Origin of the sequence: Methylobacterium sp. WL103, from assembly GCF_008039885.1 — a bacterium.
GTDB classification, from domain to species: Bacteria; Pseudomonadota; Alphaproteobacteria; order Rhizobiales; family Beijerinckiaceae; genus Methylobacterium; species Methylobacterium cerastii.
Map to the genome: position 1 here is coordinate 1 of NZ_VRUX01000017.1, position 25041 is coordinate 25041.

19 protein-coding genes, 1 tRNA gene and 1 pseudogene are annotated in these 25041 nt (G+C 62.2%); 7 read left to right on the forward strand and 14 right to left on the reverse strand.

Annotated features, from left to right (window positions below; translation table 11 throughout):
- The coding region (locus FV222_RS02515; protein ID WP_147812896.1) for a LysR family transcriptional regulator at positions 1–200 on the reverse strand (200 nt) is incomplete at its 3' end.
- 97 nt (positions 201–297) lie between these two features.
- Between FV222_RS02515 and FV222_RS02520 the strand changes: the two genes are divergently transcribed.
- Together FV222_RS02520 and FV222_RS02525 are read left to right on the forward strand one after the other, a co-directional pair.
- Entirely contained in the window at positions 298–675 is a 378-nt protein-coding gene (locus FV222_RS02520) for a hypothetical protein (RefSeq protein ID WP_147762273.1), read from the forward strand.
- Between the two features lie 127 nt (positions 676–802).
- Complete coding sequence (locus tag FV222_RS02525) at positions 803–1123, forward strand: hypothetical protein (protein WP_147812897.1); 321 nt, start codon at positions 803–805, stop codon at positions 1121–1123.
- Here FV222_RS02525 and FV222_RS02530 read toward each other — a convergent pair.
- The 6 genes from FV222_RS02530 to FV222_RS02555 form a co-directional block, all read right to left on the reverse strand.
- Positions 1094–1170: transfer RNA gene (locus tag FV222_RS02530), tRNA-Arg, on the reverse strand. The genes FV222_RS02525 and FV222_RS02530 overlap by 30 nt on opposite strands.
- A 262-nt stretch (positions 1171–1432) precedes the next feature.
- Positions 1433–3499, reverse strand: coding sequence for a 3'-5' exonuclease (locus FV222_RS02535; protein ID WP_147812898.1), 2067 nt, complete (start codon positions 3497–3499; stop codon positions 1433–1435).
- Positions 3500–3504: 5 nt separating this feature from the next.
- Entirely contained in the window at positions 3505–4014 is a 510-nt protein-coding gene (locus FV222_RS02540; protein WP_147812899.1) for a hypothetical protein, read from the reverse strand.
- A gap of 2 nt (positions 4015–4016) precedes the next feature.
- Complete coding sequence (locus tag FV222_RS02545) at positions 4017–6977, reverse strand: site-specific DNA-methyltransferase (RefSeq protein WP_147812900.1); 2961 nt, start codon at positions 6975–6977, stop codon at positions 4017–4019.
- A complete protein-coding gene (locus FV222_RS02550; protein ID WP_147812901.1) occupies positions 6977–7858 on the reverse strand; it encodes a hypothetical protein in 882 nt (293 codons plus the stop codon). Before FV222_RS02550 ends, FV222_RS02545 begins: the two co-directional genes overlap by 1 nt.
- 35 nt (positions 7859–7893) lie before the next feature.
- Positions 7894–10935 carry a DEAD/DEAH box helicase family protein gene (locus FV222_RS02555; protein WP_147812902.1) on the reverse strand — a complete coding sequence of 1014 codons (3042 nt, stop codon included), beginning with the start codon at positions 10933–10935 and terminating at the stop codon, positions 7894–7896.
- 524 nt (positions 10936–11459) lie between these two features.
- Here FV222_RS02555 and FV222_RS02560 point away from each other — a divergent pair.
- On the forward strand, positions 11460–11834 hold the full coding sequence (locus FV222_RS02560) for a hypothetical protein (RefSeq protein ID WP_147812903.1): 375 nt from the start codon (positions 11460–11462) through the stop codon (positions 11832–11834).
- Between the two features lie 66 nt (positions 11835–11900).
- Positions 11901–12938 (forward strand): hypothetical protein, encoded by a 1038-nt coding sequence (locus FV222_RS02565; protein WP_147812904.1) that lies wholly within the window; start codon positions 11901–11903, stop codon positions 12936–12938.
- A 335-nt stretch (positions 12939–13273) separates the two neighbouring features.
- Here FV222_RS02565 and FV222_RS02570 read toward each other — a convergent pair whose 3' ends face one another.
- Positions 13274–14257 carry a site-specific integrase gene (locus tag FV222_RS02570; RefSeq protein ID WP_147812905.1) on the reverse strand — a complete coding sequence of 328 codons (984 nt, stop codon included), beginning with the start codon at positions 14255–14257 and terminating at the stop codon, positions 13274–13276.
- A gap of 848 nt (positions 14258–15105) precedes the next feature.
- Positions 15106–16194: a DUF4272 domain-containing protein gene (locus tag FV222_RS02575; RefSeq protein WP_147812906.1), complete on the reverse strand. Its 1089-nt coding sequence runs from the start codon at positions 16192–16194 to the stop codon at positions 15106–15108.
- Positions 16195–16455: 261 nt separating this feature from the next.
- Here FV222_RS02575 and FV222_RS02580 point away from each other — a divergent pair, with 261 nt between their 5' ends.
- From FV222_RS02580 to FV222_RS02590, 3 genes are all read left to right on the forward strand, one after another.
- The gene (locus FV222_RS02580) at positions 16456–16989 is read left to right on the forward strand and encodes an alpha-amylase family glycosyl hydrolase (RefSeq protein WP_246685292.1); all 534 of its coding nucleotides are present in this window, start codon (positions 16456–16458) and stop codon (positions 16987–16989) included.
- Positions 16990–17012: 23 nt separating this feature from the next.
- Positions 17013–20528, forward strand: a complete 3516-nt coding sequence (locus tag FV222_RS02585; protein WP_348644926.1) for a DEAD/DEAH box helicase — start codon at positions 17013–17015, stop codon at positions 20526–20528.
- A 490-nt stretch (positions 20529–21018) separates the two neighbouring features.
- Positions 21019–21261, forward strand: coding sequence for a hypothetical protein (locus FV222_RS02590; RefSeq protein ID WP_147812908.1), 243 nt, complete (start codon positions 21019–21021; stop codon positions 21259–21261).
- A gap of 1304 nt (positions 21262–22565) precedes the next feature.
- On the opposite strand, the gene FV222_RS02600 is transcribed toward FV222_RS02590, so the two are convergent.
- From FV222_RS02600 to FV222_RS30910, 5 genes and pseudogenes are all read right to left on the reverse strand, one after another.
- A complete protein-coding gene (locus tag FV222_RS02600; protein WP_147764587.1) occupies positions 22566–22871 on the reverse strand; it encodes a hypothetical protein in 306 nt (101 codons plus the stop codon).
- A 638-nt stretch (positions 22872–23509) separates the two neighbouring features.
- Positions 23510–23776, reverse strand: coding sequence for a hypothetical protein (locus tag FV222_RS02610; RefSeq protein ID WP_210246533.1), 267 nt, complete (start codon positions 23774–23776; stop codon positions 23510–23512).
- Between the two features lie 66 nt (positions 23777–23842).
- Positions 23843–24061 carry a hypothetical protein gene (locus FV222_RS02615; protein ID WP_147764589.1) on the reverse strand — a complete coding sequence of 73 codons (219 nt, stop codon included), beginning with the start codon at positions 24059–24061 and terminating at the stop codon, positions 23843–23845.
- Positions 24061–24246, reverse strand: a complete 186-nt coding sequence (locus tag FV222_RS02620; protein ID WP_147764590.1) for a hypothetical protein — start codon at positions 24244–24246, stop codon at positions 24061–24063. The genes FV222_RS02615 and FV222_RS02620 overlap by 1 nt, the downstream gene beginning before the upstream one ends.
- A gap of 557 nt (positions 24247–24803) precedes the next feature.
- A pseudogene (locus tag FV222_RS30910) lies at positions 24804–24920 on the reverse strand (NAD(P)-dependent oxidoreductase); the annotation flags it as partial.
- Positions 24921–25041: the final 121 nt, after the last annotated feature.

The window sequence follows — 25041 nt, forward strand, 5'->3', positions numbered from 1 at the left end:
GGGCGCATCCCGTCGGGGGCGCGGGTCAGCAGCTCGTCGTCGAACAGCCGGCGCAGGCGGGCGAGGCTCGAGCTCATCGCCGACTGGCCGACGCCGATCCGGGCCGCGGCGCGCGTCACGCTTCGCTCGGCGAGCATCGCGTCGAGGGCGACGAGGAGGTTCAGGTCGACGCGGCTAAGATCGATATGATCGATAGTCATCAACGATACGATCGGTTTGATCCATGCTGCACTGCAGAACATATTCGTGACCAAGGCAAGGGCATCGGGCCCTTCGCAGCACGAAAGTCACACGACCATGTTCACCAAGACCCGCAGCCGCACCGTCGCCCTCGCCGCGATCCTCGCCCTCTCCGCCGGCCTCGGCACGGCGGCCGCCGCCGAGATCAAGCCGGCCCAGGCCGGCAGCGTCGATCTCGGCACGCTCTCGGGCGTCGCCTACTACACGGCCGAGCCGAAGGGCTACCGCGTCGTCGTCACCCTGGCGCCCCGGGCCGCCGCCCCGGCCGTCCGCTTCGAGACGGTGCTGGCCGACGACCAGAGCGTCACGCTCTCGACCCCCCGCCAGGCCGACGCGCCTGCCGAGACGATCGAGATCAGCCGCGCCGGCGACCGCATCCTGGTCCAGCCGTCCCGGACCAAGGCCGTGACGCTCGAGGCCGCGGCCGTCGATTGATCGCGCCCGGTATGCCCGGGCTCGCGGACCCTCCCGGTCTCTCGACGAGGCCGGGAGCAGGCGTTCGTCGCAAAGCCGCCCCGTCGGTCCGCATGCCCTCCAGGGCGCGGCCCAGCGCCACGCGGACATGCTCGCGAAACACCTGCCCCGCGCCGGCAGCTCGCAGCCCCTGCCCCGCACCTCGTCGGGTTCTTCCGGCGGGTTGATCTACCGCAGACTGATCGAAGGCTTCGGTGCGTTCAGACGCGAGCGCATTACAGGCGGTCGAAACCCGTTCGACGAAGCTTGGCTTCGAGGCGTGCCGATCGCGTCGAGATCGATTTACTCTGGATTGGAGGGGACAAAGCCAATCCGTAAAACCGTCATCGCTGACGCCGACTCATCGGCCGCGCATCGTGTTCGCGGTTTTCTATGGAAATGGCGCACCCGACACGATTCGAACGTGTGACCTTTGCCTTCGGAGGGCAACGCTCTATCCAGCTGAGCTACGGGTGCTGACCGTGCGAATTTCCTAGCCGATGCGGTCGCTGCACGCAACGGGCAGTGTTGCGGGCGGCAGCTTGGATGGATCGATGGCGGTGCTTAAAGAGATAATGGCGAGTGCTCCTGCGGCGTAGGTCACCCGTTCGAAGCATGTCGGGCGATGCCAGGGTGACGGCGCACTCGTCGCTGGGAGCTGGCGATTGGGCAGTAGATGCGGCGCGGGGGCGGCGCTCGATGTGTGCCGCGCATGTGCCGCATCGAAACGGCGTTCGAATCAGCCAAGGTCGTCGAGGAACTCAGACCCGGGTCGCACGCCGGTGATCAGAAGCCGATCGCGCGCTCGCGTGGCTGCGACGTAGAGAAGGTGTCGCTCAGTCTCGTAGACCTCCTCCAGTTCTGCCTCATCGCTCACCGTGTCGATGCGCTCCTGTAGGGGAAGCACGCCGTCGTCGCAGGCGAGCACGACCACGACCTTGAACTCCAGGCCCTTGGCGAGATGCATCGTGCCGATCGTCACGCTCTCGCCCACTGCGCTTGGTGCGTCGCCAGGCTCGACAGGCACGAAACCGGCGGCCAGAGCGACGGCACGAGCGCGATCTAGCTGCGCGCGGCTGCGCACAAACAAGCCGATCTCGTCCGAGACCACGCCGTCCCCACGGACCGCTTCGAGAAATCCGAGGATCGCCTCGCGCTCGGCAGCCTCGTCGTCCAGCTTCAGCACTTGAGGATGCGGCCCGTCGAAGACCGAGACCGTGCCTTTGCGCGCCTCCTCGCGTCCGTCCATGTCGTGGACAGCGCCGGGCAGTAGACGGTCGGCCGCCTCGCGGATCTGGTGGGAGGTCCGGTAGTTCACCTTGAGCGTGGTCGAGCGGCCGCGCACGTCGACGCCGAGCGCTTTCCATGAGAACGGCGGCTGGAAGATGCGCTGGCCGAGGTCGCCCGCGAAGAACAGGCGATCCTCGCCCTCAGGCGCGAGAGCGCGGAGGAGGCGTAACTCCGGCACACCGAGATCCTGGGCCTCGTCCACGACGATGTGGGTGAAGGGCTTGGTCGCCTGCGCGTCGTAGTGCGCGGCGAGGCCGGTGAAGACTTGCGCCCAGGTGCCGAGGCCCTGACTCGCGAGTCGGGTGCGCGCTCCCGTGAAGATCGGCCAAAGCGCGGCGCGCTGCTTGGCGCCGAGGCGACTGCGACGGCCAGGGCGCGGCGTGTCAGCGTAGGTCGCCTCGTCAGAGACCTGCCACGCGTCGATCACGTGCCGGAACTCGCTTGTCAGAAAGCGCTCGGACCACGTCTCAGGGCCGCCCGCAGCCTGAACCAGAGCGACCTGGATTTGCGCGAGCGCAGCGATGCGTGGACGACGTGCATGGACGAGCTGATGCAGTTCCTCAGCCAGGCCTTCCCAAGGGGCGACGGTAATGCGGCCACGGGCTCCGCGCTCGGCAGCAACGAGGAGATCGACCTTGCGCTGGAGCGCATCTGCCAACGGCTTCGAGAAGGTAGTGAGTAGCACCCGCGCTTCGCTGTCGGACCGGGCAAGGCGCACGGCGCGGTGCAGCGCGACGACGGTCTTTCCGGTGCCAGCCGAGCCAGCGACGCGCGCAGGGCCATTATAGCTCCGCGCGATCACCCCGGCCTGAGAGGGATGCAAGAACACCGACCAACGCTCCCAGGGCGCGTCGAGGGCGGCACGTAGCGCATCGACGTTCTCGATCGTGCGGAAGCGACGCTGCGCGTCCGGATGGGCAAAGGGATCGCTCGGATCCGACGGTGCGGGCTTCGGCAGACGTCCAGTCGCCGCATATTCTAAGAGAGCCTCGGCAGCTTCCGCCGGCAGATGGACTGCAAGATCGAAGAAGCAGCTCTCGGACGCCGCGAGCACCGGTTCGATCCAGTCCTCAGGCAGTCCGATCGACAACAGCTCCTCCTCCGAGAGCTTCGTAAATAGGGCGGGCTCCTGTGCGAGTTTTTCGGGCAGCATAGGCTTGAATAGGGCCGGCGCGATTTCCTCGACGCGCGAGCGGGATTCGACGATCTGCACGGCGCCAGTGCGCGGGTGTGCTTCGATGCGCCGCCGTTCAGCCCAGGCATAGGCCTTGTCATGGTGGTCGACGTAGGCGAGCAGCAGACTCGCGGCGGTCTTGTGCACGATGATGCGGATGTCGCGGTTCACTCGCACTGACCAGAAGTTCTGGTCCTTTGCTGCATCGATGCGGTGAAACTGAAGACCTGGCCCGGCGGGATCGAGCTGCATGTCGAAGGCAGACGTCTTAACCGCCTTCTGCTCCTGCGCGGGCAGACGGGCGAGGGCAGCGGTAAAGGTGTCGGCGATGCGAAAATCCATATGTGTCATAAACTCGAAAGCCCTACAATCTCATCCGGACCGCGATCTTCATCATCGGTAAAACTATAAATTATTTCAACCCAAGATCTGTCGATTCCGCTAGATAATATCTCTAAATCTATTCTACAAATACTACTATCAAGATCTGACCCATGCTGTGAGGCCCAACTTGAAGAGTGTCGACGATCTGAATCAAAAATACCTTTGATAAAGTTTTTTCGATCCTCGTTTTTCGATCCTACAAAAAGAACCTCGCCATCGTGATGATCCCCATATTTCAGCGATAACTGAGATTTTACTCTTTCATAGACGGTCTTTGAATGCTCTCCAAAACGATCATTCTCAAATACTTTTGAGACGCCAGATACTTGTATAAGGCCTCTATCGGGGTCCCATTGACCAGAATACTCTTTAAAATCGGGATGTGCTTCTGGGACACAATAAAATTTTACATCGTATTGCGCTACCTTTTTACCTGGAGTTTCACCGAATTTGAGACCGAATGGATTTGGCAATGCTACACTCCATATACCTTCATCACCTCGTCCCCGAAGTGATTGATTACCTTCACTGCAATCCGCCCTGTCGCGGGCCGGGCGAATGGCCGGCTCACCGCACGGTAGAGGGTAGCCCAGGCGGTCTCGTCGATCTCGGCCCTTAGAGCAGTCTTCAGCGACTTGTAGGGGTCGTTGGCGCCCAGGAAGTAGGCGTGGCGGACGAAGAAGCTCTCCTCGTCGTAGTCGGTATCGACGAACCAAGCAGCGATGCCGGAGATGTCGTTGGAGCGCACGTTGCCGGTGTTGGGGTCGAACACGTCGATGCCTTTGATCTCTACCTCCATCCGATCGCCCTCAAGGCGACGGATCTCGATATCGGGCTCGCCGAAGACCACGAACAGGTTGCCCTTACCCGTCGTCTTGAGGTCGTCGGCCATGTGCAGGTCGGGGTTCATCTTGGCCTGCAGGATCGGCAGCGGGCCGAGCCGCGTCAGCTCGCTCGCATGGGCGTCGTAGGCGAAGGCGCAGGCTACCAGCACGTCGAAGCGGGATTCAGCGGCCTCTCGGGCGGCGGCGACGAGATCGGGACGGGCCAATGTGCCGAATTCGGGCCCGATGAGGATGGCGGCGCGGCGCTCGGTGCCCGGCTCGTCCGTGGTGCCGCCCTCGACGAACCGCCCCTCGGCGCCGATGAAGCGGCCGGGCCAGGGCTGGAGCATGGTAAAGCGCACCCGGTCGGCCCGATCGCGGCCCTGCACGCCCGCGGCGGAGAGGTTCTCCAGCACCATCGCGGAAAAGTCCTGCGTCGGCGTGCCGGCCTTTGTCCGCGTCCGGTGACCGTCGAGCGCCTCGAACTCCTCGTCGAGGTCGAGGCTGTCCGAGGGGATGATGCGGTGGGGCGAGAGGCTCTCGACCGTGAACGGGCCGGCGACCCGAACCTTCGACGCATCGGCGTAGGGCCGATCGAAGAGCATCTCCACGTCGGCGGCCCGGGCGATCGAGGCGTCGATCTCGCGCTGGCGGGCGATGCGCGCCTCCCACCACGCCGCGTGCGCACCCTTGGCCGACTCCGGCCATCCGGCGCCAGCCTCGCGTGGGATCTGCCACTCCTCCCATGTCTGCCCGACACCGGCGTTGAGTTCTCCGCGGAGGGGCTCGAGCTTGGCCTGAAACTGGTCCCAGATTACGTCGATCTCAACGTTGTTGGCGATCGACTTGAGGGTGACGTGCGGCGCACGCTCATAGACGAAGCCCTGGCGGATGTCGCCGTAGGCAGCACTCTGCGGCTGCGGACGGCCCGACACCGCCTGCTCCTTCGCCCGGCCCTCGGGGCTGTCGGCGAGCAGGTAATAGGGATAGCGCGCACTCATGAGTCGCGTGCGGGCGAGCGCCAGGGCGACGCGGCTCGTGTCGATGGTGATCCAGCGCCGGCCCCATTGCTCCGCGACCGTGGCGGTGGTGCCGGAACCGCAAGTGGGGTCGAGGACAAGGTCACCGGGGTCGGTGGCCATGAGTAGGCAACGCTCGATAACCTTTGTAGATGTCTCGACTACATACTGCTTGCCAAATCCAAACGTAGTCGTATCGGTCCATTGGTCGGACAGCGGGAAGGCAGGAAAATCGTCGATGAATCGAACATAGCGCAAATTGTTGCCTGAAACTTCACAGCGATTTGCGATAAGCAGACGATTAATTCCATTTTCGTGCGTTTTCCAAGTGGCAGCTGCGCCTGGATCGAATTTTTTTCCTTGAAAAGACACACGTGACCAGCAGGCCGCGCCATCGCCTTTGGCTCTTCCGCCGCTCTGACTTTTCAAATTATCCAAGGAGAACACGCGGACATTATGGTCGGTCTCGTCGATTCCGAGCTTGCGTGCATCCACGATTGAAAGACGTCGACCATCAGGCAGTTCAAAATTTTTGTATCCCGAGGCGCCATCCCCGCCCAGCTCTTTCTTTAGAAAAAGCTGGCGATACTTGGCATTATCTCGATTTCGAGCATAATGAAGTATGTAGTTGAATGTCGATGGAAGAAAATCGCCAGTTGTCCCACCGGTTGTAGCATAAGGTATTGTCGCAAGACAATTTTTGTTTCCGAAAACTTCATCCATCACCGCGCGCACGCGATGCACATTCTCATCGCCGATCTGCACGAAGATCGACCCGCTCTCGGCCAAAAGCTCCCGCGCCACGGTGAGCCGGTCCCGCAGATACGTCAGATACGAGTGAATTCCGTCCTTCCACGTGTCCCGAAACGCCTTCACCTGCTCCGGCTCGCGCGAGATGTCACTCTGCTTGCCGTCCTTGACGTCGCGCGACTGCGTCGAGACCTGCCAGTTCGAGTTGAACTTGATGCCGTAGGGCGGGTCGAAATAGATGCACTGCACCTGCCCCTTCATCCCCTCGCGCTGCGCCAGCGAGGCCATGACCTGGAGCGAATCGCCCAGGATCATCCGGTTCGACCAGTGTTGGTCGTGCTGGTAGAACTCGGTGCGCGCCTCCGGGTCGAGGCCGTTGAAATCCGAAAAGAGGTCGGGCGTCTCGTCCTCCGGCGCACGGCTGCCGGCGCGGCGCAGATCGTCGATGATCGCCTTCGGGTGGATCTTTTCCTGGATGTAGAGGGGCGGCGCCTGGACGATGAGGTCGGACCAATCCTGTTGGTCCTTGCCGCGCCAAACGAGCTGTGCGTCGCCAATCGCGGTCTCGCCGGTCTCGACCAGCGCCTTCACCTGCTCTTTGGTAAGTTTGATGCGAGCGCCATTCCAGACGATCTGCGGATCGAGTTCTGTGTCACGCTGGCGGGTCTCGCCCTCGGGCAGCGGCCGGGCGCGTGCGTAGACACCGGGCGCGAAGCCGGTGATCGCCTCCTCGGCCTCGGCGAAGCTCTGCAGCTCGGCCGTGGGGATATTCCTGCGGAGGGCCTCATCGTGCTTGAGCGCCTCGACGGACTTGGTTGTGCTGCGAGCGGGTCCGCGCGCCATCAGTGTGTCTCTCCGAGAATATCGATCAGTGCTGCGGCGTAGCGTTCGGTCTCGGTGGCGAGCCATGCGATGAGACGGTCGCGCTCGGCAGGTTCGATGTAGCTGCCGGGGATCGTCTTGATGAAGAGGTAGTCCGCGCCGGCATCGAAGGAGACCCCTAGGCGCGTGGCCAGCGTCTCCGAGACCGAAGTGAGTTGTTCGGCAACTTCTGCTGCCGGCGTGCCGCGCGGTCCGCGTATGCAGAGGCCGACGTAACGATCGGCTAGGAAGCGGGACAGGAACAAGCCCGTGTCGCCGACAGGCGCCCACCGATAAAAAGCTGCGTTCGGCTTCCCACGCGCGGCTTCAATAGGGATCTGACTACAATAGGCGCTCCAGAAGGCATGGCGGCGATCGCCGACTGGGCTACGCTCAGAACTCTGCCGCAGGGTCTCCTGAAGCCGTTTCTCCCAGTCGTTCGGCCGCTCCAGCACGTCGAACAATGGCGCTAGTGGCGATGCGCCGATCCGCACGACACGTAGCTTGACCGCGAAGAAGGCGAACTCAGCGCCTGTGTGCTGGTTCAGCCAGCGGATCGCCGACAGATGCGCGTCCCGGAACTCGGGAGCCACCCACACGACAGTGTGTGCGTCGAGGCCGGCGAGGTAGGTAAGAATTTGCCCGAGATGGCCGTGATCGCTGACCTCCAGCTGGTTCTCGATCAGCACGTTAGTGCCGTCGGTGACGTTGCGGGCAAGGATGTCGGCGGCAAACCGCGTCACTGCCACCTCGGACTCGACATGCTCCAGCTTCACCCCGAGCGCTTCGCCCAGCCGATCCAGATTTTCCGCCAACCAGGGCGTGAAGCTAAGCGCCTCGTGCGTCCAGGCCTGACGCACCATCACATCCTGTAGGCGACCAAATTCAACAGCTCCGCTCACGCGGCAATCTCCACCTTGGTAAGGTCTTCGACGAGTTCAGCGAACGTGGCCTCGATCGCGAACACCTCGCGGAATTCGTGGAACGCCCAGCGCCCCTGATTGCCGAGCGCGTTGACGCCGGGCACCCACGACACGTCCATTGTCTCGGCCTTGAGTTGGGCGTCGGTGCCCCGATACCCCTTCGTCTCCAAGACTAGGTTGAGCGGCTCAGGTTGCCCGTCATCGAGCCGGACGATGAAGTCAGGCAGGTAGCGCCGCGGGACCGCGCCGTCGCGGTAAGGCACCTCGAAGCCGAGGCCCTGGTTCTTCACGTAGCTGACCACCTGTGGGTGAGCTTCAAGCACGCGAGCGAGCTCAGCCTCCCACTCGGAGTCGAGCGTCACGTGGCTGACGTGGCATTTCTTCGGGTCGGTCTCCCAGACCGGCTTCGACGTAGTGAAGCTCACGAGGCGAGTGGAGCCCGCAGGATTATAAGGGTCGAGCACTGCCTTGATGGGCTTGGCGCCAGATACCGAGCGCTGACAGGCGAGGTAAATGAACTCCACCGCCTGCTCGGCAAGCTGGGCATAAAGCACGGCAGCCCGTGGCACTCCGTTGGCGATGAGGTAGCCGCCGTCGAGCCACTGACGAACCACGCGCTGCGCCTGCCCGAACAAATGGACCGGCAAGTCACTGTCGGGATCACGCAGGCGCGTTTCGAGGAGTCGCTTGGCGAGCCTAAACGATAGCTCGCTCGGCCGCATGGCCTTGAACGCCTCCTCGGCGTCCAGGGTCTCTTGCTCGCCAACGATACCGGACATCAGCACCTTAGCTGGGCCGACGTTCTCCGGCGTGAGGACGAGACGGCTATCGTCCGTGAAACTGGCAGTCAGGCGCTCGTTTGGTAGATCGACCCGGTAGCCCTCGACGCGGGGGAAGCCGATCTCCAAAGCGGCGCGCTCGCGCAGGGCCTGCACGCGGGTGAGCTTGCGGGGTGCGGCCGGGACCGAGACTACAGGCTCCGCCGTGAACGAGAACGGGATGCCGAGGATGTCGGCATACTCGACGTTGAACAGGCCCTGGTCGTTCAGCTCGTAGGATTGCCGGCGCAGGCCGCGCCCGACCACCTGCTCGCACAGGAGTTGGGTGCCGAAGGCGCGCACGCCGAGGATGTGCGTGACGGTGTTGGCGTCCCAGCCCTCGGTGAGCATCGAGACCGAGACGACGCAGCGGATGCGCTCGCCGAGCCGGCCCTTGCGACCGACCGTATTCATGACCTCGCGTAGAAGGTCGGCGTCCGTGGTTTCAGCGGCGGTCACCGCATCGACGCCGCGCTCGATGCGCTCGCGACGGAACTGCTCGATCTCGGCCGCGGCCATCTCGCGAAAGGCAGGGTCGAGGGCCTCGCCGGACTCGAGCTGCTCGCTGTCGATGAGCAGCGTGTTGGGCTTGGCAAGCCGTTGGCGGTTATCGTCGTAATTCCGAAACAGGCGCAGGTGGCCGACGTGCCGCGTCTCGGCTTCGCCGTCCGCGTTGGGCCGCTCGAAACCGGCGATCCACTCATAGACGAGCTTGGACGTGGCGGTGTTGTTGCACACCACGATGAAGACCGGCGGCACATCGATACCGGCGCGCTCCCAGGCCTCGCTGGTCTTCTCGTAGTGGCCGTAGAGGGCGTGCAGCGCTGTCTGAAGTTGGCTCGGGAAGACGTGAGAGAGCGGATCGAGCGTGCCAGCCTTGCCTGCGCCCTTCTTCGGCATTGCCTTGCCGATGTGCTCCCAGAGCTCGCGATAAATGGGCACTTCGCCGCTTGCAGCATTATCGGAAATCGGCACGCGCGGCAGCTTGACGATGCCGCACTCGATGGCGTCGATCAGCGAGAAGTCGCTGACCGTCCATGGGAACAGGGTGCCCTCGAGGTAGCCAGAGCCGCGTAGGAAGAACGGCGTCGCCGACAAGTCGTAGACTGCGCGCACGCCGACCTTTCGCTTCAGCGCTTCGATCCCGGAGATCCAGAGCCTCGCGGCCTCGGCGTTACGCTTGGCCTCCTCGCGGTCCTCGGCGGCGACAGGGTTCTCGTCCGCTCCGTCCGGCTTCTCGCGGTAACAGTGGTGCGCCTCGTCGTTGACCACCACGAGGTTCTTGATCGGCAGCAGCTCCCGGCAGACGCGTTGAAGCATTGCGCCCTCGGACTCGATTGTATCGATCGGAGCGTGGCGACCTTGGAGGAGCGAGCGCCCAACCTTCGAGACTTCGAGCGTCTCGCGGCGCTTGAACGCGTGGTAGTTCGTCAGCACGATCTTCGCCTGCCCCAGGTCATGGAGCATGTCGGTCGGCACCAGTTCTCGCTTGCTGTAATAAGCATCAGGATCGCCTGGCATCAGAACGCGTAGGCGGTCTCGGATCGTGATACCCGGCGTCACGAGCAGGAAGCCGCGGGTGAAATGCTTCGTGTTCGGGCTCCGCACGGCGTTGAGGGTCTGCCACGCGATCAGCATCGCCATGACCGTCGTCTTGCCGGCGCCGGTCGCCATCTTGAGGGCGAGGCGCGGCAGACCGGGGTTCGCGCCCTCGTTAGCCCCCTCGATATGCCGGATCAGGTGGGCATATTGGCGCTGCCGTCCGGCAACCTCGGTGAGCCAGATCGCGGTCTCAACTGCCTCGACCTGGCAGAAGAACGGCCGTGGGCCGTGCCAGCCGTGATCGCGACGCCAATGCTGAAGTAGCCTTTGGGTCGTCGGTGTGACGCTCCAGTCGGCCGGGTTGCTGAGAGCGCGCCAGGAGGCCACGTGCCCGCGGATCTCGTTGATGATTGGCGTCGGATTGTAAGCCTGCTCAGCCGAGGATAGGCCGGCGTCATCGCCGAGACCGAGGGCTGCCTGCTTGCCCTTGCCGCTCTGCTTCTTGGATTTCGGGACCGGTGTGATCAGGGACGAGCGTCGGCGACCCTGTGCCGGCTCTTGGTTGAGCGGCTGCCCCTCGCTGTCCAAGGCATGATGCTGCGTGGGCACCTCGTAGGGCGAATTGAGGATCGGTCGTTCGAAGAACGGCGTCGCCATTCAGTCCTCCCTGCTGGCAACCTAAACGCGATTTTGAGCGACGATAGCGATCATGAGCATGGCTTACGAGCGGAGAGACACGCCAGCATGCCTGAGCGCCGAGACCGTGATCATTCTGCAACTTCTGGGCACTGCCGCGGAGGCCATGGAGCTGGGGCTGCTCTTCAGAATCCCCATCAGCGAGGTGCGCCCGGGTGGCCGGAGCAGGTCTTCGACGACGTTAAAACGACGCGGCTGTTCGAAGTGATCGACGCGCTCAACCAGAGTGCGGTGGTATAGGGGCCTGTCGAGTCCTGTGGCGACCGTCTGTCGAGTCTTTGCGATCGCACCGACCAGCCGAACCGCCCAATGCTCGACATCAAGCGCTCGGATCAGCGAACTGACTCGGTTCCGGGATCAACAAAATCAATGGCTTATAAAAAAGGTCGTTTCATCGATCAACACGCCGCTTCCAACTCGCTATAGACTTCCTGTCACGCTCCTCCGAGCGTTGGCTCGCTCGTTCAGAGCACCAGAGCAGGCAGATGCAGAAGAATTCACGCACGAGCATCGAGAGCATCCTCGTGATCGAACAGGTGTTCGCCGACCTCAAGCTTAGCTGGGAACAGGAGATGATGCGTCTCGAATTAGCGGCGTATTATCGGCAGGGTGGAATGGAATTTCCTGACCCTGAATGTTCAAGGATCGCGAAGAACCGGGGCACTTACTACGCCTACATCGGCAACACGGCCGGCAAGTTGGCTGTTTATCGCATCCGGGGTGAGCGGAGCTTCGCTCGTCAGGCTCGTTCATGGCCTAAGGCTATCGCAGCGCCTGTCATCAGGGAGTATCATACGATCTCAACTTCCAGCATCTCTGTCGATCATTTTCTGATTTCACTGACTGACACGAAGCACTGATCCCCTAAGCAGCTCAATGTAGTTGCAACAGGCAGTAATCCCCTAAAGCTGAAGGATTTTTAACAGATGTCTACGTCTGAGCGCTGGATTGTGCGTAATATTGAGGAATTTAAACCTATCACTGTCGAGGAACGCTCAAGGCTGGTCCTGGAGGCCTCTGAGTTCATGAACCCTGAAAGCTGGGCTTTCGAACGGTATCTCGCAACGACGAAGTGGTTCGGTTATCGGTTCATGTCCCCGATCAACGCCACCCTCAGGTTCATCGAGGAATATCAGTTCGCTTATCAGATGCATTGGTCGCGCAGCTTCTCAAAGGATGATGCGCCCAATAAGCGCTGTATTGCGTCTGGCGGACTCTATCATAATCGCCGCGAATTCAGCACGTTTTGGAACGCGCGTGCCCACGCTGATAGTCTTGGTGTTCCCTACCGGCATTACGTATCATATGCGTTCGAAGCACATCTTCGTCGCGCCAAGCAGAAGCGGCTCCCGAGGCCGAACCAGATTCGTCGCGACGATTGCGTCGCATTGGTTTTGCGGAAGTGGGAGGAAGAGCTTTCCGGCTCGCGCTGGATGTCTGAGCTTCCGCACTACCGGCAGGAGAATTTTTGCGGGCTGCCGATGCAGATCGCACACCAGGATCATGTTGCAAGCACTACCCGGAAGCGCTCCAATGCTCGCTTTGCCATCGCGGGTTCCATAGAGGCTTGGCGTGTTCTGCCGATCGACAAGGCTCAGCAGGCGTGTGGGATCGATGTAGTCAAGATCGCTCTTGAGGCGGTGGGCGGCATGTTGTCTCCGTTGCCCATCGAGCGTCTTCCGGACGAAGAGCTCATTCCGTCCTGCTTCGGACTCCCGGTTATCCATGAGCCTGTCGGAAATCCGTGTGATCACTGTCCACTTGCCGAGGCATGCGTCGCTGAAACCGCTCGTGTGAGCGCGAAGGTTCTTGCGCGTTTTGGTAGCGACAATCCTACCTCAGACCACAAGCGGATGCAGCAGCGGGAACGGCAGAGGAGGCGGCGTCAGCGGCTTCGTGCCGAGAAGGCTGAGGCTACCTGTATCTCTATGTTGAGCAGCACCGCTATTACGCCCGGAGCATAAAATTCCGAGTGACCTAAAATCTAAGCCCATCGTCCAACATGTTTGGTAACTCCTGACTCTGTCACGCTTTCCATATCTATAAAAGGCTTCGAAGTAGAAACAGGTTGGAAAGCGTGACAGGAGCTCCGGTTCCCTTCGATTTGGTCTGATCCGGAACGATGATCGGGCGTTCTGGCTTCACTGTCAGCTAATTGACCTAGATCTCAGCCGGGCTCTATGGCTAGGTCCGGTTGCCAAGGATGGCCTCCGTCTATGGCAGTCCCATCAGGCACTCCCCGCACGCAGCTCCGATCGTTCTAGGACTTCGAAGCTGTGGCGGAAAAGCCGCCCCCGTCTCATCCAAGACGCGCTGCGAGGTCGGCAGCCCTCAGGTGCGTGTAGCGCTGGAGCATGCGCAACTCCCGGTGCCCCGAGATCGACGCGACCTCGACGACGTTGAACCCCTTCTCGAATAGGCGGGACACCGCCTCATGCCGGAGATCATGCAGGTGTAGATCAGACATCCCCACACGTCGCGTCAGGCGCTCCCAGGCGAGCCTAACCGTGTTCGGGGTAGCTGAGAACACCGTAGCGCCCTCGCCCGTCCTGAGCGTCCTGAGCGAATCCACCGCGCGGGTAGAGAGCGGCACGTCCCGGCTCGTTCCGTTTTTCGTCATCGGAAGGTGCGCAACACGCCGATCGAGATCGACATGCTCCCACCGGAGGGCCAGCAGCTCGCCGCGGCGCATGCCAGTCTCAATAGCCAGCACGATCAGTGGGCGAAGGTAGGGAGTGCGCCCCCTGTCTGCGGCGATGAGCAGAAGCTCCTCTTCGTTTCCTTCGAGGCGACGGGTGCGCCCCTTCGGCGGTGACGGGCGGCGCACGAGTTTGCAAGGGTTCTGTGCGATGTGAATGTTCCACTCGCGGCGAGCGGTGTCGATCGCATGAGAAATTGTGTTCAGCTCCCGGATAACGGTCGCAGCTGCCACTATCTTGAGGCGCTCGTCGCGGTAGGCAGCGAGATCTGCCGTCGAGAGCATGGTCATCGTCCGAAAGCAGATCGGGCGACGGAGAATCGCGTTGATCCGAGCAATTTCGGTGATGGCGCTTCGCTTCGTGGGCGAGACCTCGTCCCGGTAGCGCGTCAGGAGCTGAGCGAGGGTCATGCTCTCAGCTGGTCGCATGTCGGGGAGCGCACCATTACGGTCAAGCTCAGCTTCCAAGCTGCGAGCCCAGCGCTCTGCATCGCTCTTTGCGTCGAAGGACTTCGAGCGCGGCTGCATCCCCTTGCGGCGGACAGCGGCTTGCCAGCGCCCTCGAAGTTTCCTGATCGTCGCCATCGCAGCTGCGCCTTTCGTGTGAGCGCTGCATTCAAGGACGCCGTGTCAGGGCTATCAAGGATTTTTCCTGATAACCGTCATGTCGATCGACGTCTTCAGACGAAGCAGCGCGGCAAGGATGTCTGCGCGGGATTGGACGAAGTAAGTAGCGCGAGCAGATTTACGGCAAGGTTTTCCATAAAAGAAGAGATCTCATCTTTCATGATCCGACACGCATATCGGACGCGCAGATGTATGATGGATCTCTGCTCCGTCGCCTGACGTTGATCGCACTTGATCCTTTCTATGCGACGTCTCTCTGGCGCTCTCTTGCGTTCGTCGCTCTCTCCGGCGCTCTCATGCGATCTCTACGATCTGATCGCCATGGGCTCTGTATCGCTGGTTCTCTCTCGGGGATCTTTTCGATCGAGCCGGTCGATGTCTCCTTGAGGGGACATATCCGTCAAATTCGTTCGCATTGGCGTTCGTGAGTGGACATCGAGGGGACATCTGGGTGACATCTAGGGGACAACTTGTCCCCTCAGCGCCTCGAAGCCGGATCGTTCGCATTGAGGCTTTGGGTGACATCGAGGGGACATCTGGGGGACATGAGGGGACATCCGTGGCCGGTGTTCTCCCTAGGCCTGGCGCAGGCCTGGCCTAGGCCTGATCCGCACCCTGGCTTGGCTCACTCCAGCCAGTAGAAGTCCGGGTGAACGGTGACGTTGGCGTAGGAACTGACCTTCTCTGCCCAGAAGCAGTTGTCCTCCCACGGCTTGATAGCGATCGGCACCCCCTTGAAGCGAACGCAAGCGGATCGTTCCGCTCAACGGGGTCAGCAACCTGACTGTGATCACCCGCGCGTTCGGTCACGTCGGCGTGTCGATGTCGTCCCATGAGGCGTCGGGGACGTTCTGGAAACCCGTGAGCCAGTTGAAAGCGACATGGCGTTCGGCGACGACGTCCCCGTCGACACCCTCGAGTGGCAGCTCTTTCTCGCGCGCCTGGCGGACGACCCAGTGCTCCCGCCATGTGCGGTCGAGAGCGTCTAAAATCTCACCCGCTGGCCGCAGAACGGGAGCCGAGGCGATCCCGCCGGCCACGGCCAGGGGCGCAAGCGACCGCCATAGGGCGTTGACGTCGATCTGGGCGCCGCTGTCCTCGATCCGACCTCCCTCTAGGCCGAGCGACCACGCTAGGACATTCGCGGCCTCGTAGCGCCACGTCAGGGCGCTCGCATCCTCGAACGTGCAGCCGTCCGCGATCTGTTCACGCTCCCGCGGGGTCAGCGCCTCGTAGCCGATTCGATTGAGGTCGGGCCGTCCGCCCGGGATCGAATCAGCGCCGGAGGCATGCGCCTCCGCCCGGGCGGCGAGGTGGAAGAGCGCCAGCGACCGCCGGAGGACCTCCGCTGGCGTCCGTAGCACGAGCTCAGCCTCGCCGATCGACGGCGGCATGCCGGCGAGTGGGCTAGGGTTTAGGCCCTTCAGACGTCCGAGCGAGCGGGCGCGACGTGCCAAGGCGTCCGCCGGATGCGGCAGGACCGCTGAGGGGTCGGACTCGCCTGCGGAGGACATCAGGGTCCCCATGTCGGGCGACCGCACCGAACCATCGGGTAGGAACAGGACGGCGTTGGCGTCCAAGGCCCAGGCCTCCAGCCGCGGCAGTTCGGCGGACGAGATCTCGAAACTGGCGTGGTTGCGGACCCGCTGAAGGTGGCGCCAGAGATGGTAACGCCCGGCTGTCATCCGGCCGTCGCCGCGTCCCATGACGTAGCCGATGAAGCCGTCCAAATGCGTCGGAAGCTCCGGATCGGTCAGGTCGCGCCGCCCCAGCATCGAATGCGGAAACGGAAGCAGCGGCAGCTCGCGCACCGTAGCGTAGGCGTTGACCAGCAGAGTTTCACCCGGCGCGGCCGCGAGCGCACCACGTCCAAACAGCCGTCTTAGCAGGCTCATGTCGGGTCCTTCGCGCTACTCGGCGCTTATGCGGCATTACGGGCGGACTGTTCCGGGCACAACCGTAAGGCGAGATCGATCGGATCGCGCTTCACGCGGCCGATCCGTCCCCCACCACCAGAGACCCACGAACTGGAGTCCTTCCCAACTCCTGAAACAAGGTGCTGCCGTCCCGACTGCCTGGAACACACGATCAGGTGGCAAATCTTCCCGCTCGGCTTCGTCGGGGCCGAGCCCGAGCTCGTAGAGAGTGCACCCGTCGTGCATCGTCTGGAGCACCTGCATGCATGGCTCGACTACGCCCTCGAACTCGGAGCTACAGGGCTGGCGCTCGAACCCGTCTTCGCCGCATCGACCCATGGCTACGACACGATCGACCACTTCCGGGTCGATCCGCGGCTCTGCGAAGATAGGGATTTCGTCGCCCTGACCCAGGCGGCTCATACACGGGACCTGCGCGTGCTCCTCGATGGCGTCTTCAACCATATCGGACGCGACCATTCCGCCTTCGTGGAGGTCCTGGAGCAGGGCTCGCAGGCCCCACTCGCTGGATGGTTTAAGCTGTCCTGGCCCGACGGCGCCCGCCCGGATCCAGAGCCGGAAGATGCCTGCTTCGAGGGACACCGGCAGCTCGTGACACTCAATCACGAAGAGTCTGCAGTGGCCGACTACATTTTCTTCGTCATGCCGAAGCTGATTCAACCGCTCCTCAGGGAAGCCCTGGATTACAGGGCGGCTGAGCGCAGCAGTTTTGTGGGAACAGATTCTAGCGGGAAACCCGACTGTCGATTCTAAAAACCCGACCGGCGTGGCACTGATTGACAAAGGCCCTCCCGCTCCAATCGAATGACGTCACCCTCAGCATTGAAGAAGGCACCGCAGACGATCTTATGGAGCGCTACAGCGAGAAAGACATCCTTAACGAAGTTGGACGGAAAGCCTTCGAGGCTGCTCGGCAGTATGTGCGTGACGGTCGGGTTGTCGCCTTCGACCAGGATGATGGGGTCGTGTTCGGCCAGGTTCTTGGCACTGCCCGTCGGCCCTACGAGCAGACGATCGAAGTTGAGGGAATTCGCGGTGGTGTAGGCATCGCTGGAGAATGCAGCTGTCCCGTCGGCTTCAACTGCAAGCATGTTGCGGCTGTGCTCCTCTTTGGGCTCCAGTCGGCAAACCGGCTCACTCGTCCGTCGGCGGAGGACCGCCTTGCCCGGCTCCTCTATCCGCCCGCACAGCGTTCCGTGGCATCGTCTGCCCATGACGTGGACACCGTGCCGGGCTTGGCTGCGTGGCTCGAGGATCTCGACCGAGCTCAAGCCATGGCCGAGGAAAGCTATCCGAGCAGCATCGCGCAACGTCTCATCTATGTTCTTGGCCCGATCCCGCTCGGCGAGGGTGTTCCACGGCTTGGCGTCCAACCCATCTCTGCGCGCCTGCTCAAGGACGGACGTTTCTCGGGGAACAACCGCCCCTATGAGGCCAGCGCCGCCTTGTCTGGGACACCCGCCAAGTTCCTGAGGCCCTCGGATCTCAAGATCCTTCGCGCTGTGGCGTTACTCAGACGCGATTACGGGGCTGGGGCTTCCATCAGCCTCGCGGGTGACGGCGGTGCCGCAATCCTCACCGAAGTTATTGCCACCGGGCGAGCACGCTGGCTCGGCCTAGACGGGCTAGTCCTTTCCGTGGGCCCACCGCAATCTGGCCGGATCGTCTGGAAAACGGCAGGCGACGCTGGGCTGGTGCCGGGGCTCGAACTTGACGGCCAAGGCGTCCCTCTCAGCGCTACACCGCCGGTCTACGTCGACCCCGAGCAGGGTCTCATCGGAGTCATCGAGACGAGCCATCCGCCGCGTATTGCAGCAACACTGCTGGCTGCCCCGAAAGTGCCCGGCGCAGCAGTGAAAGCGTTCAATGCCGCTTTGACAAAGCGTGCACCTGGTCTAGCCGCTTTGGCGGTTCCGGAGCCAAAGCGGGAACGTTTGGTAGGCGTGACACCGATCCCGGTCCTGAGCTTGTTTGCCGCTGATCTACCACCCGAGTCAGCCTTGCAATACGGCTACTACGGCTACGGCACGCCGCCTGTTCCAGAGCGAGTCGGGCTAGGCCGCCTCTCCTTCCGATACGGATCCCTCAACATACTTCTCGACGATGCCGCGCCCGTGGTGACGCGGCTGACGGGCGGACGCTTGATCGAGGTTCATCGTGATGCGGAGGCGGAGCGCCGTGCCATCGCGAGCCTGCTGGCCAACGATTTCGTCCCGTTGTCCGAGCGTCGCGCTCGGGTTCCGGCCACGCATGCGCATGACTTCGTGCCCGAAGGAGACGAGCTCGCTTGGCTCGACGCTCAGTTCCACATCCTGCCCCAGCTTCGGGCGGATGGTTGGGAGATCGAAGTCTCCAACAACTTCCCGGGGCGGCTGCTGCGTGCCGGCGACAGCTTCGAGGCGGAGGTCCACGAGGGGTCGGGCATCGATTGGCTCGAACTCCACCTCGGCGTCATCGTCGATGGCGAGCGGATCGACCTGATTGATCCAATCGTCACCATGATCGCCGCACCAGGCTTCGATCTTGAGATGTTGGAGACCGCGGCGGAAGACGACGAGGCTTCCTATCTGCCGTTGAACGATGGGCGCGTTCTCGCCTTTCCGGCGGCGCGGCTCAAGACGATTGTGGCCGCGATCCGCGATCTCAGCTTTGGCAATGGGTCGAGAGAGGGCCGTCTACGCCTCAGCCGTGCCGATGCAGCTGGGCTTGCGGCCTTCGAGGCGGCAATGCCCGACACGATTTGGCGCGGCGGCGAGCGCGTGCGCGAGATGGGGAGACGGCTCGGAGCAGCTGGCGGGATACCGTCAGCCGTCCTTCCGCCGAGTTTTCGCGCCACGCTGCGGCCATACCAGCACGAGGGCGTATCGTGGCTCGCCTTTCTGCGCGACGTCGGTTTCGGTGGCGTGCTCGCGGATGACATGGGTCTCGGCAAGACGGTGCAGGCTCTTGCTCTGCTTGCCATCGACAAGGCGCAGGGTCGGCTCGACGGTCCAGCCCTTGTGGTCGCCCCGACCAGCCTGATGGCGAATTGGCGCCGAGAGGCAGAGCGCTTCGCGCCTGATCTGCGCGTTCTCACACTCCACGGCCATGATCGCGTGGATCGGTTCGGCGCGATCCCCGACAGTGATCTCGTGCTGACGACCTATCCATTGATCGCCCGCGACCATGCCGTGCTGGCAGCACGAACTTGGCCGCTGCTGCTTCTCGACGAAGCGCAGACGATCAAGAACCCGGATGCTGCGACGACGAAGCTACTGCTCGGGATCGAGGCGCACCACCGTATCTGTCTGACTGGCACTCCGCTGGAGAACAATCTCGACGAGTTGTGGTCACTGTTCGCTTTCGCCTGTCCCGGCCTGCTCGGTGACCGCAAAAGCTTCGCGAAGGTCTGGCGTGGACCAATTGAGAAGCAGGGCGACCGCGAGCGCAGCCGACTATTGGCCCGACGCGTAAAGCCGTTCCTGTTGCGCCGGACCAAGACCGAGGTCGCCCGCGAGTTGCCGCCGAAAACCGAGATCGTCGAGCGCATCGATCTCCAGGGTTCGCAGCGCGACGTCTACGAGGGGATCCGCCTCTCGATGCACGCCCGCGTAAGCGCAGCGATTGCAGAGCGGGGTTTTGCCCGCAGCCGGATCATCATCCTCGACGCTCTGCTGAAGCTGCGCCAAGCCTGCTGCGACCCGCGACTTCTGAAGCAATCGACGGGCAGCGAGGACCAGGCCCACCCGACGAGCCGGACTATGGCCCGCAAGCCGACGATCCGTTCGAGCGATGCCGGCTCGGCCAAGCTCGATCGGCTGGAGGAAATGGTGGTCGAGCTGCTCGCGGAAGGGCGCCGCATCCTCGTCTTCTCGCAATTCACCTCGATGCTACGCCTAATTCAGGAGCGGCTTACGAGGCGAGCCATCGCCTATGCGCTCCTGACAGGAGCCACTCGTGACCGAGAGGGTGCGATCCGGCAGTTCGAGGATGGGGATGCCAGCGTTTTCCTGGTCAGCTTGAAGGCCGGAGGGACGGGGCTGAACCTGATCGCCGCCGACACAGTGATTCTCTACGATCCCTGGTGGAACCCCGCAGTGGAGGATCAGGCCGTCGATCGAGCCTACCGGATCGGCCAGACCAAGCCTGTGTTCGTGCACAAGCTCGTGGCGAGCGGGACGATCGAGGAGAAGATGGAGATCCTGAAGGAGCGCAAAAGCGCGTTAGCTCAATCGCTTTTCGATCCTGATGGCTCACCAACTCTCGCAATGACACAGGTCGATCTCGAACTGTTACTGTCTCCTGATAATTAAATAGAGCAATGCGCTGCAGGTGAGGCTACCAGGCCGAATCTCTAAGCTCGCCAAGGGTCCGAACGAAAAGTTCGCGGGCCCAAAAGGCACCCCCTACGCGGAGGCGAAATTTCTCTATAAAATCACGTTACTTGGTGGGTGAAGGATTTCTGCTGGCGTCAAGAAGGTTTTGAAAGCAGGTCTCGCACCCGTGCACATTCGATCAAATCGATCAGGTCCGGATGGGCTTCGTCGAAGAGGCCGCGAGCATCTCCTCCTCTGTTCAACGCCCTGAGATGAAAGCGCTTCACACCACTGCCGCGTTCGAGCGCAGTGCACGCACGTGAACTCGTGGAGGCCGGAGCTGCTTTCTGGGCTGATACCACCTGAGCCTTGGATCAACGAATGACCGGCAGGCGTTCACGTAGCGGACCGCCGATCCTCGGAAGAACAGGTTCTGGGCCCGGGCTTGGTTTCAGGCGTAAGAGCGAATGAGAAAAGGTCCACGAGAATGAATAAGGCGTTCGGTGTTCAGGTGACGGTGACACCACCCGGCGCGCAGGAGGCGAAGACCGCCCCTGTGATCGTCGTCGCCAAGGATGATCAGGATGCTGCGCTTGTCGCGGCAGAAGCCGCAGGTGAAGGTGCGCAAGCAGACACTCTGCGGGAGCTAACCGAAGAAGAGGTCATGGAGCACGACCTCGACCTGCGAGAACATGGGACCGTGAAAGCCCTGTCCATCTTGAACCTCTAAGGGCGATTCGCTCGCCAAGGGTTGAACCCGTGAGCTGGGGAGCACAAAAGGCATTCCCCAGCCGCTCCGCCCCGTCTTCTAGGACTTCGTTTTCTCGGCAGGATCGGAAAATTTTGTCGTCGTCAAGCTCAGAATGAAGTTCTCCAGCCTCCGAGGCTGGAGTTACATCGGGCTCAATCTGAAATCTCGCTGGTCGAGGGCTAACGAAAAAACGATCCAGGCTTTGCTGGGCAGACATTGTGCCGCTGCGTTTCAGCTCGCATCTCTTCAGCCGTTCGAACGCCGTCGCCGCGACATTCATCGAACGCACCTTCAGCGCCCCGATGTGGCCCAATTGCGCCGCGACAGGCTTTCTTCCACCGAAGTTGTGGACGTTGACACGCTAAGTTATTGAAGCAGCTGGATGCACTTAGCGCATCGTAGAGCCGGGTCCTCCACCTTCGGAGGGCAACGCTCTATCCAGCTGAGCTACGGGTGCTGACCGTGCGGATTTCCTAGCCGATGCGGTCGCCGCGCGCAACGGGGCAGTGTCGCGGGCGGTCGTGTATAGATCGATGGCGGTGCTCAAAGAGATAATGGCGAGTGCTCCTGCGGCGTAGATCACCCGTTCGAAGCATGTCGGGCGATGACTTGGTAGAGGGGTGGAGCCCGCACGCAGGTGCCGGCAATTTGTCAAAAGATGCAACTGCGGCGAGAGTTCGGCCCTCGGTGTTCGCCGCGCCTGCGCCGCGCCGAAGCGCCTCACGGTGGCACTCCGACGGCGTTGGTTTTTCGCTGTGAGGTGAGTGCCTGCGAAGGCCATCGTGTGTGACGAACGCGTCGCCGACTGCTGCGAATGCAGCGGTGTGGTCGAAGATGCACGAGAACTCGCGCCCCTGTGCGGTATGCGAACCTAATCGTCCAGCAAGCCCGTCAGGGGCGGGTGCGTAGGCGGAAAATTAGATCTTCGATGAACCGTGCAGTCGTTAGTAGCGTATGCCGTGACAACCGCCTGGTTCATCTGCGCTGGGCACCGGCGCCGGATCGGCTTCCAAGCGAGTAATGCGTAGTTTGCTCAGAAGGTTGTCGACATTGGGCATGCACCAGCTGTCTTGCCTCGGTTCGCACACCATGATGCCAGCGTAAATAGTCCAGAAGGCGTGAATAAATCCAGCGCTCGTGTTTGGGTCGAAACGAAGGCTTGGCAGTAACGGAAGCAGGATTGAGTCGCTCTGGTCTGAGCCCAGCAATCTCCTTGAGGAACTGCTGCAGCAGCCCCACTGCCTGCTCAAGCCGCCGCTCGTGTGAGATCGTGCGCGTAAGCTTCACACCGCCCGAGCGGCTTCCGCAGCGCAGGCCGTCGCAATGCGCCCTTGGGATGGGGTGGTGTCAGCAGCTTCGTCGTCGGTGCCGAGCTGCAAAAGGCCGGAATCGGAGGCCGCGAACTCGTGACCCGTGCCGCCACTGTTGATGTCGGCCATCAACATCGCGGTCGTCACCCGGTCGAACGATTGTGGCGGGTCGACGTGCAAGTTGCCGGGGGGCGGGGGATCCTCGGAGGAGTGCGGCATGGCTTGTTCAAATCGTCTGCGCCGAACCCTCCGGTCACTTTCATGCCGGCTCTTGTTCATCGACGCAGCCCTTCCCGGCGCATATAGTTCTGGGCAGAGCGCATATAGTTCTGGGCAGAGCGCAAGAGATGAGTTCTCGTAACAAGCGGGACTGAAGGACCGAGATACGTTGGTGCGGGCGCTCCCTCCGTCGTCATTTGCGCGACTGGAGTGGAACACCCGTTCCGATGCGGTTTGTTGCGAGACTATGCCGGGTGGCAATCCTAGCCACCGCCGCCGCTGCTCGACCCGCCACCCGCGCTGCCGTTTGGCACGGCCCGCTCGGGTAGCCGTGCGTTACCCCCAGCCGCCGAGTCCATTGTGGTGGCCTCGGCTTTCGTTGCGCCGCGGCTGATCACCAGGTCGCGATCGTTGCCCGTTGTGTTGGGTTGCACGGCGATCATCGTTCCGGTGGTCCGCGGCGTAGCGGGGACGTTATCGGCCGGCGTGAGCTCCTATGTGAGAGCCCCGGTGGAAATGCCGATCGGGAGCAGAGCCAACACTAATCTTTTCAAGGACTGCGTCTCTATATCCATAGATATGAGTGTAGAAGGCATTCAATTTATAAAAATACTTCCAACGGAATAGCGATGTCTCTCTAGAGTCGCGCTCACCACCTGTCGTTTCGGTTCGATAGCAGACCGAAGGCGGGCTTAACCTTAAATCGCCCCTGGGAGATCGCGAGGACGGTCATCTTCGTCAGTCGTAGCATCCGTGGTCAGCCGATTGCTGGCATGGTCGTGATACTGCTCGCTCCGGACGTTCTTGCTGTCCAGACCGCGCGCATCGCTGTGGCGGGACTTGTCGCGGTTACTGAGAACCATGTTCTCTGGCAGGACGCCCTCCGGAAGGTCGGTCATCGCGCCGGTGCCGGTGTTCTTGCCTTGCGCGCCGGGGCCCATGGTATGCTTGTTCGCCTTCGCCATGCATCGTCACCCTTGTCAGTCGAAAAGGTTCCAACATCCGTGGTTTTGCTCGACGGCCCCTGCCCGTCAGTGCGAGCGGGCCGCGCCCTTGCCTGGGGCATCGTGAGCGTGATGCTGGTCTGGTTCGCCGCCGCCGCCGGAGACATGGGACTTGGAGTCGTTCGTCGGGCTGCCCGGATTTGGGCCGTGCCGGTCTTCGGTCTCGGGCTTGCTGGCATCCTGGTGGCTGCTGCCGGGGCCGCCGTGATGGCGGTCAGCCGCGGGCGTCTTCTTCGAGGTGCTCATCATCGATCCTGCTGGTAGCCCTGATTGGTCGTGTTCACCTTCGCGTTTCCGGCTTGCCCGACCTTGTCAGGGTTCTGCGACTGGGCCGCTCCCTTGGGCGCGGTGGAGAGCGGGACCTTGGGGGCGCTGCCAGGTCCCTTGTCGGATCGGTTGGCAGGCGGAACGGGTGGGGGCTTGGTGGTCATATCCTGATCCTCGTTCGTTAGGCAGTTCCGATTGAATAATCGTCCTGTAAGCCTGTAGTTTCAGATGCCGAAGCCGTGTTGTTTTTAGATATTTTGCGTCTATATTTTATATCTGCGAGCCATATTTGTGAATGGAATTTTGAATTATCATATTCGCACAAATATTGTCGTCATCCTGCGCGTTCATTTCGTCAGGCGGGCTGGCGTTGGTTTTGGTTGGGTTTCGACGCTGGCGCGGGTTCCAGCTTGAGGGTTTCAGTCAGCGTCTCGCCCGCGATAGAAGCCCCGAGGTAATGCGCGCGCCGTGCCCCTGCATAGAGGTGCTGATGAGTTGCGGCGAAGCGCATAGTCTCGATCCGCCGCCTCGGATCCCAGTCGAGGCTACGCTGCAGGTCCACCAAAGGACGATGTCGCAGGCTTCGCGCTCACCGAAATTTCGGACGCAATCCTGGCCCTTCCGATCCGCGGAGGCATCGATTTCGCAAATACTTCGGCGTTCGCTCGAAGGGGCAAACGTCGTGGGGCTGGTCCATGAGCAAGCTCCTGTCCGAGATTGATCAAAGAATCGGCTTGCCGCCCGTCACCGCCACCGTTGCGCCGGAAACGTAGCTCGCCTCGGCGCTGGCCAGCATCACGTAGACGGGGGCGAGTTCGCAGGGCTGCCCGGGTGATCGGCCCCCACGAGGTGGTCCAAGGGTAAAGTTAGTGCACGGTGGGCCGCTCCGCCACGGATAGCTTGGCCGGCGGAGCTGGTCTGGCAAGCGCAGCCGGCCAAGCGGAGAAGGCTGGCATGAA